This window comes from Cohnella sp. GbtcB17 (genome assembly GCF_019091135.1).
Classification (GTDB): Bacteria; Bacillota; Bacilli; order Paenibacillales; family Paenibacillaceae; genus Cohnella.
Window position 1 is genome coordinate 48,499 of sequence record NZ_JAGXJW010000049.1, and the last position, 15,871, is coordinate 64,369.

Below are 15,871 nucleotides of genomic sequence, written 5' to 3' on the forward strand. Positions count from 1 at the left end.
TCGTATCAGGACTCCTTCGTAATAGCTTGTATGGCGAGCCGGACGATTCGATCGACGTCCAGGTCGGACGTGCCTGCATAGTAGCGCAACCCGCAGCAACCGACGAGCACGGCAAGCATATGGTCGACGCTGTCGTCCTCGCGGCGGGCGATCGATTGGAGCGGCGTATACAGACGTTCCATGAAACGTCGCTTGCTGACGTGACGGTCCTTCTCGGGCAAGCCCGCATAATGCTCGGACGCCATCTTGTAGACGAGATAGGCCCGGGGGTCCGACTGCCACATCCCGAGCAGCGTCCTGCAATACGTCGATAGCTGCTTGTCGTTAGAGCTGTCGCCGCGACTGTGCGCCCATTCCTCCATCGCTTGCTCGCATCGATCGAAGCCGCTGCTCAGCACGTCTTCGATCAACAGATGCCGGTTGGGATAATAATGATACACCGTGCCGTATCCAAGCTCGGCTTCGCGGGCGACGTCGCGAATATCGAAGCTCCCGCCCGTGCGGAAGTAAGCGCGCGCGGCCGCGTCCAGAATCTGTTCTCTGCGCTGCAGGCGTAGAAGCTCATTTTGTTCTTTGGTTCGGGGGCACATCGGCGATTGAACCTCCTGTTATAGACCTGCATATATGTCGATTTAAAATAGTAGCATGCGGCGCGTCAATATGCAAATGAGCAGGCGAAGAACAGGCGAAGGCCAAGCGAAGGTTTGGATGTCCCTGCAGGCAGGGATGCCGGACACCGGAGACCTTATATCTTTAAAACCGGTCCAAATGGCAATCGATTCGGACTGGAGGGACGTTATACACCCGTATCAAAGCTTAAAATGGCCGGAAATTCCGCGATAGCGGCGCCTGGGTCCGCATGCGGGCCGCCGAAGCGATTTGAACAAAAATAAGGGCCTCTCGGTCCGCTTGCTATACTTTATGAAAACCAAAGGCCGCAGGGGCTTCTCTATACGGTTCGGAAAAGCATAAGTTCTACCGATACATTTCTGAATCGTCTCGAAATAAAAACGGCTTCGCCATCTTTAAGGACGGCGAAACCGTTTTTACTTGCTTTATTTCATCGGAAGAAACATGAGCGTGATTGGCAGATTGGAGCCGAGCGCCGTCAGGTAGGAGATCTCGACCGTCTCGTTGTACTGGCCGGTGCGGTAGACCGGCGTTGCGACGTTCGGATTTTCCAGAATGCTCGTGTTGGTGACGGGCACCTTTACGCCGTTGACGAGGAAGGCGCCGGTGTAGATGCCGCCCCGCGCGTTAAGCGAGATGAGGGTGTTTGCCTTGACCTGCACCGTCATATGGTAGACGACACCGAAGTTGCCCCAGTTGTTCTCGGGCTGGCCGTTCAGCTGGTCGATGCCGTCAAGCGCCGGATCGATGCTGTGGTCGCCGAACACGATGCGCTTCGGCGTATCGCCAAGCGTGTCGTTGATGACGATCTCGCGGTCGGCGCCTTGGAATGTGCCGCGAATATGCTTGCCGTCGCGCTTCATGACGCCGAGCGTCGGCAGCGTCGTTAGCGGATCGTCGCCGCTCTTCACGGCGAACAGCGTGAACTTGACGTTCGTGGACGTGCTAAGATCCGCGTAGGCGGAGAACGTTTGGCCTTTGGACAGCGCCTTCTGATTCAGCTCCGGCACGATCAGCCTTGTCGCACCCGGCGCCAGCCAGGTGGTCGTCGTCGACTGCGTGTCGCGAGCGTCGAGGTAGCGGATCGCCGCCATCTTGCCCGTATAAGCGCCGAACGTCTCAGGACCAGCGCTGCCCCATGCGCCCAGATCGAGCGCCGCCGATTCGGTCGTGCTCTCGTTGGTGGCGGCGAGGTAGAGCTTGAGCGGCTCGGTACCGAGATTCTGATGATACAGGAACAGGCGGAGGTCGCCCGACAGCGTATCGCGATACAGAACGCCCGGTCCCGTCAGATCCTCGGGGCTGTCGGAGGCGATAAGCGCGCGGTTCGTATTATAGAACGTATAAGGCACGGTAGGTATTTTGAGAATGTCCGATCCGACGACCGGATATTTGTCTCCGACGAGGGTGAAGCGCTCATTGAATTCCTTCTCGGTGTACATCACGTCCGTCGTGATGTTGATCGTCTTGGAAAAGTCGGAGATGCTGCCGTGCCTGTCGGTCACGCGAAGCGAGATCGTCTGCGGCCCCGATACGAAAAAGCCGCGCTTGTTGTTCGACCACTCGGCGGACACGATCGCGTTCTCGTCGTCGGTCGACTGGTCCGTGTACGTGATCGGCTCGCCGATCATGTACGTGTCCTTGTCGGTCGTAAACTGCGCGACCGGCGGCTGGTTCGGCGGCAGCACGGTGATCGTCACGGCATAAGGATCAAGCCAGTTGCCGGCCATATCCTGCACGCTGCGGGTGATCACGTATGTACCGGGCTCGGGGAAAACGCTAAGATTGCCGTCCCAGCTCTCGGACCAGATCTTATTCGGATTTTTGGAGAGGCTGGTGTAAGTGACCTGCGTCTCGCCCGCGTAAATCACGTCCTGGTCGACCTTGAAGTCCGCGGTCGGCGCGACGCTCCAGGTGAGCGACACGGTGCCGGGCGCGGCGGACAGCTTGGAGCCGGTCGCCTTGACCCAGTCGCGCAGCGGCACCATCAGGCTGCCTTTGTAAATATAGGTCTTGCCGGAGGAGGCCACCTTCGCGCCGTTCAGCCAGAAGGCGGTGCTGCCGGTCTTGAATTCGACTGCGTTGCCGTCAGAGGAGATCGTATACGACTTGGACGCGGCGTTATACGTAATCTTATAGCCGAATCGGGCTGCCAACATGGATACAGGCGCATAGGTGACGCCTTTGACGATCAGCGCAGGCTGCGGTGAGGCGTAAGTCGTGCCGTTGACCGATACTTGCGCCTTATTCAGGGTGAGCGTAAGCACGTTGTCGCCGGGTCCCGCCGCCGTAGCGATGTGCGAGGCCGTCGGCGCGAGCAGCGTGACGAGGAGTGCGGCTGCGGTGAGCCACTTGATCATGCGTTGTCTTTCCAGCTTCCAGTTCATAGTGCCAAAGTCTCCTTTTACTTCATAAAATCCGACGATTACGGTTGCATTCGACTCTATTCTAGACGAAAGCCGCAATCAAAAGTTGCGAAGAAATCGTGAAGAAAAGGCGAACAAAAGGCCGCCCGGATGGACGGCCTGCTTTTTGAGCGTCGAAAAAGGCTGGAGATTAGGGGGATTAAACCCGTTCTAACGGGAAGCCGTTGCCTTCTTTTTAGGCGCGGAGGAGGTGCCGAACAAAATCCAGGACCACCGGAAATTGCGTTGAATCGCCCAAGTGATCCCCCAGGCGACGAGTAAGGCGGACAGGAACTCGCAGGCGTAATAAATGTGGAACGGCAGGCTGCCGCCCGGTACCGGGATGTCGCGATAATAATACAGCACGGCGGGGTGAATGAGATAAATGCCGAACGAGCAGATGCCGATATTGCCGAGCATGCGGGTCCAAACCGCCTTCGGTCTGCGCAATAGCGCATTCGAGAGCAGGAACAGCGAGATTGCGGACGCAAGATTGAAGACGAACTGCGAATAGGCAAAAACCTGACCGTCGGCCCAGTCCTTATTTACCATGCCTTGATATCGCAAATACACGTACCAGACGCCGGACAGCAGCCACAGCGCATATGTCAGCAGCACGGATAGCCGCCGAACGGCGGGACGGTCGGCAAACCAGGCCAAAATCCGATCATAATGGATGGCGAGCCACATCGCGACGGTGAACACGCCGAAGTAAGAAATGAACAGGCTGCCGGTCCGGTGAAGCACGTTCGGCCACCCGGTCTGATGGACGATGTACTCCCGATTCAGGTAGAAGTAAGCGAATTGAAGCACGATGCCGATCCACCAGATGTGGCGGCGAACCCAGCCGCTCCGAAGCGCGAGCAGCAGGACGGGGAACAAGATATAGTACTGGATAATGACAAACATAAAGTACAAGTGGCCGTAAGCCTGTCCGTTGAGCACCTGCCCCAGGAATTTGGTCGCCGAATCGGCGGGCGGAGAGAACTTGGTCTTGAGCAGGATATAGAAAAGGCTGAAAATCACGTACGGCAGCACGGCGTTCCAGATGCGCTTCCGGTAAAAGGTGGAGAGGGTGCCGCCGTTCAAAGGCTTGCCTACATAATTGTACGTCAGCACGAAGCCGCTAATAAAAATAAAGGCGGGCACGGCAAACACGGCGAACTCGTGCAGGAACACGTATAAGCCGTAAAAGGAAGAAGACGTCTGCAGCTGAATTAGGGCATTGCTCGTGGAGTGGATCATGACGACGGCCAGTATCGCCATCGCGCGCAACAAGTTGATCTCGGGTATGTAGCGCCTCGGCTCAGTCAACGCGGAACTCTCCTTACTGTTTGAATTTCATAGCCATCTTAACACAGCCCGCGGGCGCCGGGTGCTTAAACTTTCCTTAATCCGGCATCGGTGCAAGGCGTCGCCCGGCCTCCGGCGTTTATGGTATGATTGTGGTTAATGGAAGAAGAACGGATGGAGCGTGCGTAAACCGATGGCAAACAGATGGAGAACCGGGCAAGGCGAAGGCGGGCGGGACAAGCTGCTCTTGATCGACGGCAACAGTATCGTATTCCGGGCGTTCTATGCGATGCCCCCGCTGACGAACGCCGCGGGTTTGCATACGAACGCGGTATTCGGGTTCACGACGATGCTGCTCAAGGTACTTGAGGAGGAGCGCCCGACGCATCTGATCGTGGCGTTCGACGCGGGCAAGACGGTGTTCCGCCACGAGGGCTTCGCCGAGTACAAGGGCGGACGGCAGAAGACGCCGCCGGAGCTTTCCGAGCAGTTCCCGCTGTTGAAGGAGCTGCTGGACGCCTTTTCGATTTTTAGATACGAGATTCCCGGCTACGAGGCGGACGATATTATCGGCACGCTCACGAAGCAGGCCGAACAAGCGGGTATCGAGGCGGTCGTCGTCTCGGGCGACAAGGATATGCTGCAGCTCGCGTCGGAGCGGACGAGCGTGCTGCTCACGCGCAAGGGCGTGAGCGAGACGGAGCGCTATACGCCCGAGGCGATCGGGGAGAAGTATGGGCTGACGCCGCTTCAAATCATCGACCTGAAGGGCTTGATGGGCGATACGTCCGACAATATTCCGGGCATACCCGGCGTCGGCGAGAAGACCGCGCTCAAGCTGCTCGCGGAGTACGGCAGCGTCGAGGAAGTGCTGGCCCATGCCGGGGAGATCAAGGGTAAGCTCGGCGAGAACGTGCGCGGCAACATGGAATCGGCGAAAATGAGCAAGGAGCTGGCGACGATCCATCGCGAAATTCCGGTCGAACGGAGCTGGGAGCAGCTCGCCTGGGAAGGCGCGGAGCATCCGGCTCTGCTCGCGGCGCTGCGCAAGCTCGAGTTCAAGTCGCTCATCGAGCGGCTGGCGCTGAGCGAAGGCGAAGCGGACGCGGCGTCCGTCGCCGCAGCCGCAGCCGCCTACGAGACCGTGCGCGTGCAAGAAGCCGCGGACTGGTCCGCGCTCGCGGACGCGCTGCCGCACGCCGACAGCTTCATCCTCGATGCGAGCGGCGACAACCCGCACCAGAGCGAAGGCATCGGCATCGCGATCGCGGCCGGCGAGCGGGTGTACGCGCTGCCGTTCGAGGCGCTGCTCGCGGCGCCCGAAGCCGCGCCGCTGAGAGATTGGCTCGCCGATGCAGGTGCGCCCAAGACCGGCTACGACCTGCACCGCGCGGAGCTCGTGCTGGCGCGCCACGGCCTCGAGCTGCGCGGCCAGGCGTTCTGCTGCTCGCTCGCGGCGTACCTGCTCGACCCGACGGACGCGGATCCGTCGCTCGCCGGACTGCTCGCGAAGGCGGGCCTGCCGGGCATCGCATCGGACGAGGCGGCCTACGGCAAGGGCGCGAAGTTCCGCGTGCCGGAGTCCGAGGCGCTGGTCGCGCATCTGGCGGCCAAGGCGGACGCGGTCCGGCGGCTCGCCTCCCGTCAGGCGGCCGAGCTTGAAGAAGCGGGCATGAAGCCGCTGTTCTACGAGCTTGAGCAGCCGCTTGCGATCATCCTCGCCGATATGGAAAAGCAGGGGATCGTCGTGCAGGCCGAGGCGCTCGAAGAGCTGGGCAAAGATTTTCAGATGCGCATCGGCCAGATCGTGAGCGAGATCTACCGGATCGCAGGCTTCGAATTCAATATCGGCTCGACCAAGCAGCTGGGCGAGGTGCTGTTCGACAAGCTCGGCCTGCCCGTCGTCAAAAAGACAAAAACCGGCTACTCGACGGACGCGGAAGTGCTGGAGAAGCTGGAGCCGTATCATGAGATCGTGCGGCTTATTCTTCACTATCGCCAGCTGTCCAAGCTGCAGTCAACTTATATCGAAGGCTTGCTGAAGGAAATTCGGCCGGAGGACCGCAAGATTCACACGTACTATCGTCAGACGATCGCGGCGACGGGACGGCTGAGCAGCCAATATCCGAACCTGCAGAACATCCCGATCCGCATGGAGGAGGGACGCCAGATTCGCAAGGCGTTCGTGCCTTCCGAGCCGGACTGGCTCATTCTGGCAGCGGACTACTCGCAGATCGAGCTGCGGGTGCTGGCGCATATTTCCGGGGACGAGGGGCTGAAGGAAGCGTTCCGCCTGGAAATGGACGTTCATACGAAAACGGCGATGGACGTGTTCGGCGTCAGCGCCGAGCAGGTGGACGGCAACATGCGGCGCAGCGCCAAAGCCGTCAACTTCGGCATCGTCTACGGCATCAGCGACTATGGCCTGTCCCAGAACCTCGGCATTACGCGGAAGGAAGCGGCGTCCTTTATCGAGCAGTACTTTGCGGCTTTCCCGGGCGTTCGCCGGTACATGGACGACATCGTCGTCCAGGCCAAGCAGGACGGCTACGTCAAGACGCTGCTCGAGCGGCGCCGCTACCTGCCGGACATCCGTTCGTCGAACTTCAACCTGCGTTCGTTCGCGGAGCGGACGGCGATGAATACGCCGATCCAGGGTACGGCTGCAGACATCATCAAGCTGGCCATGGTGCGCATGGCCGAGGCGCTGAAGGATAAAGGGCTGAAGAGCCGGATGCTGCTGCAGGTGCATGACGAACTCGTATTCGAGGTGCCGCCGGAGGAGCTGGATACGATGAAAAAGCTCGTGCCGGAAGTGATGGCCTCCGCGCTGCCGCTCGACGTGCCGCTGAAGGCGGAAGTGAGCGCGGGCGTCAACTGGTACGAGGCGAAATAGTAATGGTATAGGGTGCGGATTTTTACGAATCGATCAGTCACCTTAGAGAAAGGATGAACGATATGCCGGAGCTCCCGGAGGTTGAGACGGTCAGGCGCACGCTGAGCGAGCTGATCGTAGGCAAGAGAATCCGAGCGGTAACGGTGCGCCTGCCTCGCATTTTGCAAAAGCCGGACGATCCGGACGTGTTCGCAGCGATGCTGGAAGGGCGGACGTTTACGGCCGTCGAGCGGCGGGGCAAGTTTCTGCGGCTTATTCTGGACGGGCTCGTGCTCGTTTCCCATTTGCGTATGGAAGGCCGCTACGGCCTGTTCGCGGACGACGTGCCGCTCGACAAGCATACGCATGTCATTTTCCACTTCACGGACGGGACCGCATTGCGATATACGGACGTGCGCCAATTCGGCACGATGCATCTGTTCCCGGCCGGCGAGGAGCTCGTGTCGCCGCCGCTCGCCAAGCTGGGGCTCGAGCCGCTCGAAGCGGGCTTCACCGCGGATGCGCTGCGTGGCTCGCTTGGCCGCAGAAATACGAAGATCAAGCCGCTGCTCCTGAATCAGGAATGGATCGTGGGGCTCGGCAATATTTATGTAGACGAGGCGCTCCATCTGGCGGGCATTCATCCGGAACGCATGGCCGGCGAATTGAAGCCGAAGGACTGGATCAGGCTGCATGAGGCGATCGTGACGACGCTCACGGCGGCCGTCGAAGCAGGCGGCTCGTCGGTCAAGTCCTACGTCAACGGACAGGGCGAGATGGGGATGTTCCAGCATCGGCTCCGCGTGTATGGAAGGACCGGCGAGGCTTGCCCCGCGTGCGGGCACCCGATCGCCAAGTCGGTCGTCGGCGGGCGCGGAACGCATGTGTGCGCGAAGTGCCAGAAGCCGCCGAAGGGCGCCGCGGGACCGGCGACCGGCGCCAGCGCAGCCGCGTCCAAGCGATATCGGGAAGGCGGCAACGCCGTCAAGCGGAGACTGGACGGCGCCGCCGCGAGCGAATCGTAACCGATTGTTCGAGATCGAAGCGGGCATTCGCCTGCCTTTGTGCATAGGATGAACAGAACCGTCGATCCCTACCCGGGTTCGTCGGCATGTCTTCGCCATGCAGGAGGTACGGTCATGCTCGCACATTCGGCATCATTGTTGTTTCTAGCGTTCGCGGTCAGTTTGGACGGCTTCGGTGTCGGCATCACGTACGGTCTGCGCAAGATTCGCATTCCGCTCCCGTCCATCGCCATCATCGCGGCCTGCTCGGGTGCGGTTATCCTCATTTCTATGATCGTCGGATCGCTCATCGCCGGATGGCTGTCTCCCTATGGATCCAAGGCTGTCGGCGCGGTGATCTTAATCGGGATCGGGACATGGGCTTTGATTCAATTTGCGCGCAACCGCAAGGCGGACGTCGATGGGAATCGCTCGTCGGATAGCGGTACTGCAGATGGGGACGAGAAAAAAGCTGATGCGACAAGCGCGAAGGACGTCGATGGCGCCGTGCCGATGCTGACGCTCGAGCTGCGCGTTTTCGGTCTCATCATTCAAATCTTGCGTACGCCTTCGGTCGCCGACGTCGACCGATCGGGTATCATAACATCGGGAGAAGCGCTGCTGCTCGGCATCGCTTTATCGCTGGACGCTTTCGGCGCAGGCATCGGCGCGGCGCTCGTGGGTTTCCCCGCCATGCCGACGGCTCTTCTGATTGCCGCGGCGAGCGGCATGTTTCTTTGGGCGGGCATGCGCGTCGGATTTTTGGCGGCGGGGCTGCGCTGGGTGCAGCGGCTTACCGTATTGCCGGGCATTATTTTAATCGTAATGGGCATATTCAAGCTGATGCAGGCGTCCTGAACGTCTGCGGCACATGTCTTTTATTTTGATTCATGCCATTATCCCATTGACTCAGCAGCATGGCCGTTAGCCGGTTGATGGACTCGAATCTGAGCCGAGGGGATAATGGCATGGTCGGGCGGTGCGACATGGTCTGCGAGCGAAATCGCCGCCGAGTACTCGCAGCGTCCCTTTTGAACGGAGCGAACGTCGGCTTACTTAGCCGCTGCAAGGAGGTATGCAGGATGAATATCGGATTGACCGGCGGCATCGCCACCGGCAAAAGCACAGTCGCGCGCATGCTGGTAGCCCGAGGGGCCGCGCTTGTCGATGCGGATCGCATTGCCCGGGAAATTGTCGAACCCGGACAAGCCTCGCTCGCCCGGATCGCCGAGCGGTTCGGAGATCGCGTCATTCAGGCTGACGGCACGCTCGACAGGCGCCTGCTGGGCACGATCGTGTTCGCCGACGCGGACGAGCGAAAAGCGTTGGAGGCGATCACGCATCCGGCCATTCGCGAGCTGATGCGCGAGCGAATCGCTGCGCTGGAAGCGGAGCGGCCCGACCGGTTGGTCGTGGCGGACATTCCGCTGCTTTACGAATCGGGGCTGCAGCATTTATATGAGGGCGTCATGGTCGCGTACGTTCCTCGGGAGGTGCAGCGGGCGCGTCTGATCGGACGCGACGGGCTGTCGCCGGAAGAAGCGGACAAGCGGATCGAGGCGCAGATGGATATAGAAGAAAAACGTCGGCTGGCCGATTATGTCATCGACAATAGTGGCTCGCTCGCGGACACGGAAGCGCAGCTGGATCGCTTCTGGCGGTCGCTCCGCTCGGGACCGGTGCCGTTATGAGCAAAAAGCGGACAAGACCGAAGCGAAAACGATGGTTTCTCGCGTTGCTCATCGTGGTCGTTGCGCTGCTTTTCATCCGCTCCGAATGGCTCGGCAAAATGGTATACCCGATCCAGTATCAGAAGGAAATTCAGTCGAATGCGGACCGCTACGCCGTCGATCCGCGCCTGATCGCGGCCGTCATTCGGGTCGAATCGAATTTCGAGCCGGACGCCGTCTCCCCGAAAGGCGCGATCGGGATCATGCAGATTATGCCGGACACCGCGGAGTGGATTCTGAAGCAGGACGACTTCGGCAGCATTACGACCAAGCTGGCGGGCGAACGGGCGGACGCGGGCATCCGCTTAGGAGCGTGGTACCTCAAGGATCTGTTGCGACAGTTCGAGGGGGACACAGTCAAGTCCCTGGCTGCCTACAACGCAGGGCCGGGCAAGGTGAAGCAATGGCTGCGGGAGGGCACTTGGGACGGCCGAGAGGAGACTTTGTCGGATATTCCTTACGGAGAAACCCGGCGATATGTGCAAAAGGTGCTTTTTTACCACAAGAAATACGACGAACTGTATGACAATTGGTCTTAAGCACGTTAAAATGGAAAAGAAGCCCTAAAGCGCGAAGCTTCAGGACTCCTTGTTATTGAATTACCTAGGTGAAGAGCATGAACTTAGAAACGGCCTGCGAGTTGTTGCTCGGCGATTTGGACCAGACGCTTGGTGATGCTGCCACCGATCGATCCGGTATCGCGAGTAACCATGTTCCCGTAGTAACCGTCTTGCGGGATCGCGATGCCGAGTTCTTGAGCAACTTCATACTTCAGTTGATCAAGCGCACCGAATGCTTGAGGGACTACCAGGTTGTTGCTGTTGCCGCTGTTTTGGCTCATGTTGTTCACCTCCTCGCGGTTGGTAAACGTATTATGTGCCTTATCCCCGGAATCATGTAAGGGAAGGCTTGGAAATTTAAAAAAAGTTTCTCTCGTCAAAGGAGAGCCATCGACATATGAAATGTCCTTATTGCGACTACAACGGTACGAAAGTGCTGGACTCCCGTCCGGCGAACGACAACAAGTCGATCCGCCGACGCCGCGAATGCGAATCGTGCAATCGCCGCTTCACGACGTTTGAGATGGTCGAGGAGACGCCGCTCATCGTGATCAAGAAAGACGGCAGCCGCGAAGAGTTCAGCCGGGAAAAGCTGCTGCGCGGCCTGCTGCGCGCTTGCGAGAAGCGCCCGGTGTCCGTCGGACAGCTCGAGATCCTCGTCTCCAACGTCGAGCGAGAGCTGCGCAACACCGCCCAGGCCGAGATCGACAGCAACATGATCGGCGAGAGCGTCATGGAGCAGCTGTACCCGGTCGACGAAGTCGCCTACGTGCGCTTCGCATCCGTGTACCGGCAGTTTAAAGACATCAACATGTTCCTTAAAGAGTTGAACGTTCTGATCAACAAGCACGGAATTTGACTGAAGGGTCATTGGATGGCGGACAGGCTCTGCGCCTTGATCGGGCAGAGCTTTCAGCTGCATTCTGACGAAGGAGCGAACAACGCAATTTTGTTCAAAATGTGGTTGACATGCCTTTTGGTCCTGTGATAAGATCATTCTTGTCGCCAACGAACGACACATCATACGGGGCCATAGCTCAGCTGGGAGAGCGCATCGCTGGCAGCGATGAGGTCAGGGGTTCGATCCCCCTTGGCTCCACCACTAAAAACCCTATACGTGACTTCAGCGCTGTAATTGTTAATATCGTTTGACGGCTGAATGACGACACGATCTACATATTCCTGAAGAATTGCTTTCTTGTCTTCCTCATCGGCGGACAGAAGGGAATTCTTTTTTATATTCACAATGTCAATTATACGCTGTTCATCGAGGACCTGAATTTTCCCGATTAACTCAGCACGCTGGAGGGCAAACTCTAAAATCTCAAGTCGCTGTTCGGCGTGTTTGATTTCCTCAATAACGCTTTTGACACCAGCACCCAAAGCTTGCGTCCAGTTCTTAATCTGGGCTTTGAGATCCGCCATCTCACTTTTAATTGGCGCCACTTCAGATGCAGTCTGTTTCTTTTCCTGTAGGTATAATTCCTGGACACGTGCGACAATTTCTGAAGTGCCTTCATCCGAAAAGCAGGTGTCACGTAATTTCTCGATAACCAATGATTCGATCGCTTCTTTTTGAATGCTTGTGTTGCCACATCTTGCTTGGCACTTGTAATAGGTGTATGTCTTCTTGTGGCCGCTCCGTGGACTTGTATAAGAGTTTCCAGCATAAAGAGCGCCGCACTTCCCGCAGTAAACCTTACCTGTCAGCAAGTAATTGATCTTTGCTTTCATCATGCCTGGTCTCCTTTTGCGTTCATTCATTTTTGCATTTACCCGATCCCACAGGTCAGCATCTATGATTGCAGGGATGATCCCGGGGATTAAGATTTGCTGTTCGGCTGGTTTGTTGTTTCCATGCCTAACACCTTCTTCGTCCTTCGCGGCTTGGACATCCCAAGTGTAATCCCCTCGATATTTTCGGTTGCGTGCCCACTGGTCGAAACTATTTCGGGTAAATTCACGGCCTTCCTGAGTTCGATAACCTTTTTCGTTTAAAGTGGCCGCGATCGAGTCTAGCGATTGGTCGGTATCAATTCCACGAAAATATAGACGTACAGCTGGCGCGGTTCGCTCATCAATGACAAGTTTGCGCGTCTGCGGGTCCACCATCAACCCGTATGGTGGGCGCCCACCGGTGTGAATGCCAGTCGCTGCATTTTCCGAAAGCCCCTTACGGACTTCACGTGCCAAGTTTAAGCTGTAGTATTCGGCCATACCTTCGAGCACGGACGCCATAATAACTGATTCGGGTGAGCTGTCCAGGCGTTCTAATACACTTTCGATGCGAACGCCATTTCGCTTGAGAATTCTGCGGTAGTGAGCGCTGTCGTAGCGATTTCGCGCGAAGCGGTCTAATTTGTGAACAACGACGACGTCAAACAGCCTTTTAGCACTATCAGCGATCATTCGCTGAAAGTTGGGTCTCTTATCAGTTGTTGCTGTTTTCTCTTCGTCAGGATAGACCTCAACGAGCGTGTAGCCCTTCTGCTTACAATACTCTTCGATGGCTCTGAGTTGGGCAGTTATGGATTCTTCACGCTGGTTGTCTGAGCTATAGCGGGGATATGCCACTGCTCTAGTTACTTTCATTGTGACGTACCTCTCTTATTTTAATGGGGTTCAGCGTAAATCTCGCTAAAAGCAGCAATGGCTTGTGCATGCCGAGCGTCTGCTTTCTCTTTCATCTCTTGTTCCCAGGGCTTTAATAGACCAGCTTGAAAATAGGTTGTAGGGGCTCCGCATTTAGTGCAAAATCTAGCATTCCCCGCGGCAGGCTCCTCACAAGCATATTCAATACTATTATTCCATCCATATTCTATATGAGTGCACCTGTTGGCTAAGTATGTAGCACAAACACCACAGTATATGTGGTTTTCGCTAATCTCTTCGTTTTGACATCGCGGGCAAATTCTCGGCCGACCAAATGAATTTAATTCGACTCCCGAATATATCATATCGTTAACCTCTCTTTGCTTAGTGAATTTTGTGTAACCGCATACAGGGCAATGCCTCGAGAAATGATTAATAAAATGCGTTTTGCAATTTTTACATTGTTTTGAGTGGAGGATAACGGACGTAAACCGCTGAAACCTAACTAACAGCTCCGACAAATATTTAGAAAAATGGCCGCTATCCCAACTCAATGTTTTGATTCTAGTTTTGGAAGCAGAGGGAGAGATCATAAAACATAAAGAAATATCGTCAATGACATACCTATTAAATTTTCCGGTCAGCTGGCTGATGATAAACGGCGGCGCTAATGCGTTTCTCGCAAAGCCGTGGGCTTCCCTCTCAAGCGTCTCATATTCGCTTTTAGACAGACCACCCCTATTGAATTGGGTTTCTCCAAAATCTGAAAGGTGTCCAAGCAAAATGTGGCCGATCTCATGCATAAGTGTAAATCTAATTCTATTTGGGTTTTCAATTGTGTCGTTGTACATGATGATAAATGTATCGCCGTCTCTTAGGGCGCATGCATCTTCTGTCTGGCAAGCATCGCATATATCCTGGATCGTTTTTCCGTGTAGCTCAGCCAATTGCGAATATCTGTACAGCTCCCAACCGTGATTTTTAATGATGCTAAATGGGTCTATAGGGAAGGTAGTTATGTCCTCAGCGATAAAAAAGTGATATACGCATTCTGCTATTTTTTCATAACGGGGGCGCACCGGAATCATCAAATCGCATCACCTTATTTTTGATTTCTGTCTTTGCGCATTGTCTTCAGCATAGTCATTAGAAGATCTTTTTGAGCAGTATCAAGGTGCTTGTATTCACGAGCAATAAAATGAAGATCTTTGTTATCATCACTATCTGGATGTTCTGGACGCTCGTTTGGATTAGAAGTCCTACCTAACAGATAGTCGGTAGAGACATCTAAAATTGCAGCAATTGCGTTAAGCTTATCGCTCGGAGGTGCGCTTTTATCACGTTCGTAGCTTGAAATGTTTGCTTCGGTCATCTCCAGTTTGTCAGCTAGCTGCCCTTGAGTTAGACCTCTTTTGTTACGAAATTCTCTAATACGGCTTCCGAGTGACAAATAAAACACGCTCCACAAATTAAATTTGATTAATAGGCTAATGCTCAAATTAAATTTGAGTGGTATAGTAGTCACATAAGGAGGTGAGGCATATTATGGGATCTAGAAAAGTATTGCCCCGCAATCATCTTAAGACCCTTCGAGAATCTAAAGGAACGCAGCGCGCTGTCGCTATCGAACTCGGTATCACGGAAACCCATCTTCGTGAACTCGAAAGCGGCCGTTCAATCCCTGGCACCAAGTTGCTCATTCGCATTGAGCACTACTTTGGCAAGTCAGACAATGAGCTTTTCCCTGATCTTCATGATCCCGCGTATTTCTCTACCATGGACTCAAATTTAATTTAACTCAACAAAGCCAGTATAATATTAAATTTGATATTGCGCAAGAGAAATTTGTGCTTCTGTTAAAATATGCCTAAAACTCAAATTAAATTTGATTAATTGCAGAGAAGAGGTGCATGGTGGAATCCAACATTAGAATAACCATCAAAACTGTTCCCCATACCAATCCTGCTCAGGCAATTGATGTATTCGCAAAGATTGTTGTAAAAGAGCTGCTTGCGAACGAAAAGGAGGCCAAGCCAACATGAACATTCGCATCGAGACATGGCTCCAGCACGACATCCGCTTCGTTGAAGTTACGCCTGGCGATTGGTGGGCGGTGGCCGCAGATGTTACGAAAGCACTCGGCATCAGGAACACCGCACAAGCGGTAAACGGCAACTCACGTTCTAAAGCAAAGGGGCTGCCCGAGCATCAGAAGGGTGTATGCAAACTAGATACCCCTGGCGGCGAACAAGAAGTTTTGATTGTATGCGAGCCCGGTATATACCGACTCATCTTCCGCAGCAACAAGCCGGAGGCCGAAGCGTTCCAGGATTGGGTCTTCGACGTTATCAAATCGCTTCGCCAGTCGACCGGTCTCCAAGCATTCCAAGTCTTCCGCATGCTGGACAAGGAACATCAGCGCGAAGCAATGAGCCGGCTGAATGCGAGCCTTCGCGAACCTGGTAGGCCGGACTTCATCAAGGCGAACATCATCGCCGACAAAGCGGTCTCCTCGAAGTTCGGTCACCCGAAGATGCTCAAAAAGAACCAGATGACGCCGGCCATGCTCATCGAACGGCAGCCGATCCTCGACGATACGATCGAGCTTATGGGTATCGTCGATCGCTTCAAACTCGACATGTCGGTCAGCAAGGCCATTTATTCCAAACATGCCAATTAAGGATGTCCGCATTCTGGACACCCCGGAGGTGACAAGAACCATGAACAAGCCCGCAAAATGGCTTAGGCTCGACGGTCGCATGCAGCGTCTGCTCGACGCGAA

The 15,871-nt window shown here is 55.7% G+C and carries 14 protein-coding genes, 1 tRNA gene and 1 pseudogene; 9 read left to right on the forward strand and 7 right to left on the reverse strand.

Features of this window, described 5'->3' with window-relative positions; all coding sequences use genetic code 11:
- Window positions 1–5 precede the first annotated feature (5 nt).
- The 3 genes from KVT38_RS24155 to KVT38_RS24165 form a co-directional block, all read right to left on the reverse strand.
- A complete protein-coding gene (locus KVT38_RS24155; protein ID WP_217596306.1) occupies window positions 6–590 on the reverse strand; it encodes a TetR/AcrR family transcriptional regulator in 585 nt (194 codons plus the stop codon).
- Window positions 591–1,055: 465 nt separating this feature from the next.
- On the reverse strand, window positions 1,056–3,017 hold the full coding sequence (locus tag KVT38_RS24160) for a stalk domain-containing protein (RefSeq protein WP_217596307.1): 1,962 nt from the start codon (window positions 3,015–3,017) through the stop codon (window positions 1,056–1,058).
- Between the two features lie 189 nt (window positions 3,018–3,206).
- Window positions 3,207–4,349, reverse strand: a complete 1,143-nt coding sequence (locus KVT38_RS24165; RefSeq protein WP_217596308.1) for an acyltransferase — start codon at window positions 4,347–4,349, stop codon at window positions 3,207–3,209.
- Between the two features lie 172 nt (window positions 4,350–4,521).
- Here KVT38_RS24165 and polA point away from each other — a divergent pair, with 172 nt between their 5' ends.
- The 5 genes from polA (at window position 4,522) to KVT38_RS24190 (ending at window position 10,476) form a co-directional block, all read left to right on the forward strand.
- Window positions 4,522–7,224 carry a DNA polymerase I gene (gene polA / locus KVT38_RS24170; RefSeq protein ID WP_217596309.1) on the forward strand — a complete coding sequence of 901 codons (2,703 nt, stop codon included), beginning with the start codon at window positions 4,522–4,524 and terminating at the stop codon, window positions 7,222–7,224.
- Window positions 7,225–7,286: 62 nt separating this feature from the next.
- Window positions 7,287–8,228: a DNA-formamidopyrimidine glycosylase gene (gene mutM / locus KVT38_RS24175; protein ID WP_217596310.1), complete on the forward strand. Its 942-nt coding sequence runs from the start codon at window positions 7,287–7,289 to the stop codon at window positions 8,226–8,228.
- Window positions 8,229–8,342: 114 nt separating this feature from the next.
- The gene (gene ytaF / locus KVT38_RS24180; protein ID WP_217596311.1) at window positions 8,343–9,065 is read left to right on the forward strand and encodes a sporulation membrane protein YtaF; all 723 of its coding nucleotides are present in this window, start codon (window positions 8,343–8,345) and stop codon (window positions 9,063–9,065) included.
- 224 nt (window positions 9,066–9,289) lie between these two features.
- Complete coding sequence (gene coaE / locus KVT38_RS24185) at window positions 9,290–9,898, forward strand: dephospho-CoA kinase (RefSeq protein ID WP_217596312.1); 609 nt, start codon at window positions 9,290–9,292, stop codon at window positions 9,896–9,898.
- A complete protein-coding gene (locus KVT38_RS24190; protein ID WP_217596313.1) occupies window positions 9,895–10,476 on the forward strand; it encodes a lytic transglycosylase domain-containing protein in 582 nt (193 codons plus the stop codon). The genes coaE and KVT38_RS24190 overlap by 4 nt, the downstream gene beginning before the upstream one ends.
- A gap of 83 nt (window positions 10,477–10,559) precedes the next feature.
- On the opposite strand, the gene KVT38_RS24195 is transcribed toward KVT38_RS24190, so the two are convergent.
- The gene (locus tag KVT38_RS24195) at window positions 10,560–10,778 is read right to left on the reverse strand and encodes an alpha/beta-type small acid-soluble spore protein (RefSeq protein WP_217596314.1); all 219 of its coding nucleotides are present in this window, start codon (window positions 10,776–10,778) and stop codon (window positions 10,560–10,562) included.
- Window positions 10,779–10,894: 116 nt separating this feature from the next.
- Here KVT38_RS24195 and nrdR point away from each other — a divergent pair, with 116 nt between their 5' ends.
- Both nrdR and KVT38_RS24205 read left to right on the forward strand, forming a co-directional pair.
- On the forward strand, window positions 10,895–11,356 hold the full coding sequence (nrdR, locus tag KVT38_RS24200; protein WP_090113883.1) for a transcriptional regulator NrdR: 462 nt from the start codon (window positions 10,895–10,897) through the stop codon (window positions 11,354–11,356).
- 167 nt (window positions 11,357–11,523) lie between these two features.
- A tRNA-Ala gene (locus KVT38_RS24205) sits at window positions 11,524–11,599 on the forward strand.
- A gap of 446 nt (window positions 11,600–12,045) precedes the next feature.
- Here KVT38_RS24205 and KVT38_RS35610 read toward each other — a convergent pair.
- The 3 genes and pseudogenes from KVT38_RS35610 to KVT38_RS24225 all read right to left on the reverse strand — a co-directional run.
- Window positions 12,046–13,089, reverse strand: a pseudogene (locus KVT38_RS35610) (recombinase family protein); the annotation flags it as partial.
- A 20-nt stretch (window positions 13,090–13,109) separates the two neighbouring features.
- Complete coding sequence (locus KVT38_RS24220) at window positions 13,110–14,177, reverse strand: ImmA/IrrE family metallo-endopeptidase (protein ID WP_217596315.1); 1,068 nt, start codon at window positions 14,175–14,177, stop codon at window positions 13,110–13,112.
- 14 nt (window positions 14,178–14,191) lie between these two features.
- The gene (locus tag KVT38_RS24225; protein WP_217596316.1) at window positions 14,192–14,539 is read right to left on the reverse strand and encodes a helix-turn-helix domain-containing protein; all 348 of its coding nucleotides are present in this window, start codon (window positions 14,537–14,539) and stop codon (window positions 14,192–14,194) included.
- Window positions 14,540–14,634: 95 nt separating this feature from the next.
- Here KVT38_RS24225 and KVT38_RS24230 point away from each other — a divergent pair, with 95 nt between their 5' ends.
- Together KVT38_RS24230 and KVT38_RS24235 are read left to right on the forward strand one after the other, a co-directional pair.
- Entirely contained in the window at window positions 14,635–14,886 is a 252-nt protein-coding gene (locus KVT38_RS24230; protein ID WP_217596317.1) for a helix-turn-helix transcriptional regulator, read from the forward strand.
- A 241-nt stretch (window positions 14,887–15,127) separates the two neighbouring features.
- On the forward strand, window positions 15,128–15,769 hold the full coding sequence (locus KVT38_RS24235; RefSeq protein WP_217596318.1) for a BRO-N domain-containing protein: 642 nt from the start codon (window positions 15,128–15,130) through the stop codon (window positions 15,767–15,769).
- Window positions 15,770–15,871 lie beyond the last annotated feature (102 nt).

Coding starts and splice junctions, on each gene's coding strand:
- KVT38_RS24160 (WP_217596307.1), bottom strand. CDS start 3,017: ATGAACTGGAAGCTGGAAAGACAACGCATGATCAAGTGGCTCACCGCA.
- KVT38_RS24230 (WP_217596317.1), top strand. CDS start 14,635: ATGGGATCTAGAAAAGTATTGCCCCGCAATCATCTTAAGACCCTTCGA.
- KVT38_RS24195 (WP_217596314.1), bottom strand. CDS start 10,778: ATGAGCCAAAACAGCGGCAACAGCAACAACCTGGTAGTCCCTCAAGCA.
- KVT38_RS24190 (WP_217596313.1), top strand. CDS start 9,895: ATGAGCAAAAAGCGGACAAGACCGAAGCGAAAACGATGGTTTCTCGCG.
- coaE (WP_217596312.1), top strand. CDS start 9,290: ATGAATATCGGATTGACCGGCGGCATCGCCACCGGCAAAAGCACAGTC.
- mutM (WP_217596310.1), top strand. CDS start 7,287: ATGCCGGAGCTCCCGGAGGTTGAGACGGTCAGGCGCACGCTGAGCGAG.
- polA (WP_217596309.1), top strand. CDS start 4,522: ATGGCAAACAGATGGAGAACCGGGCAAGGCGAAGGCGGGCGGGACAAG.
- KVT38_RS24235 (WP_217596318.1), top strand. CDS start 15,128: ATGAACATTCGCATCGAGACATGGCTCCAGCACGACATCCGCTTCGTT.
- nrdR (WP_090113883.1), top strand. CDS start 10,895: ATGAAATGTCCTTATTGCGACTACAACGGTACGAAAGTGCTGGACTCC.
- KVT38_RS24155 (WP_217596306.1), bottom strand. CDS start 590: ATGTGCCCCCGAACCAAAGAACAAAATGAGCTTCTACGCCTGCAGCGC.
- ytaF (WP_217596311.1), top strand. CDS start 8,343: ATGCTCGCACATTCGGCATCATTGTTGTTTCTAGCGTTCGCGGTCAGT.
- KVT38_RS24220 (WP_217596315.1), bottom strand. CDS start 14,177: ATGATTCCGGTGCGCCCCCGTTATGAAAAAATAGCAGAATGCGTATAT.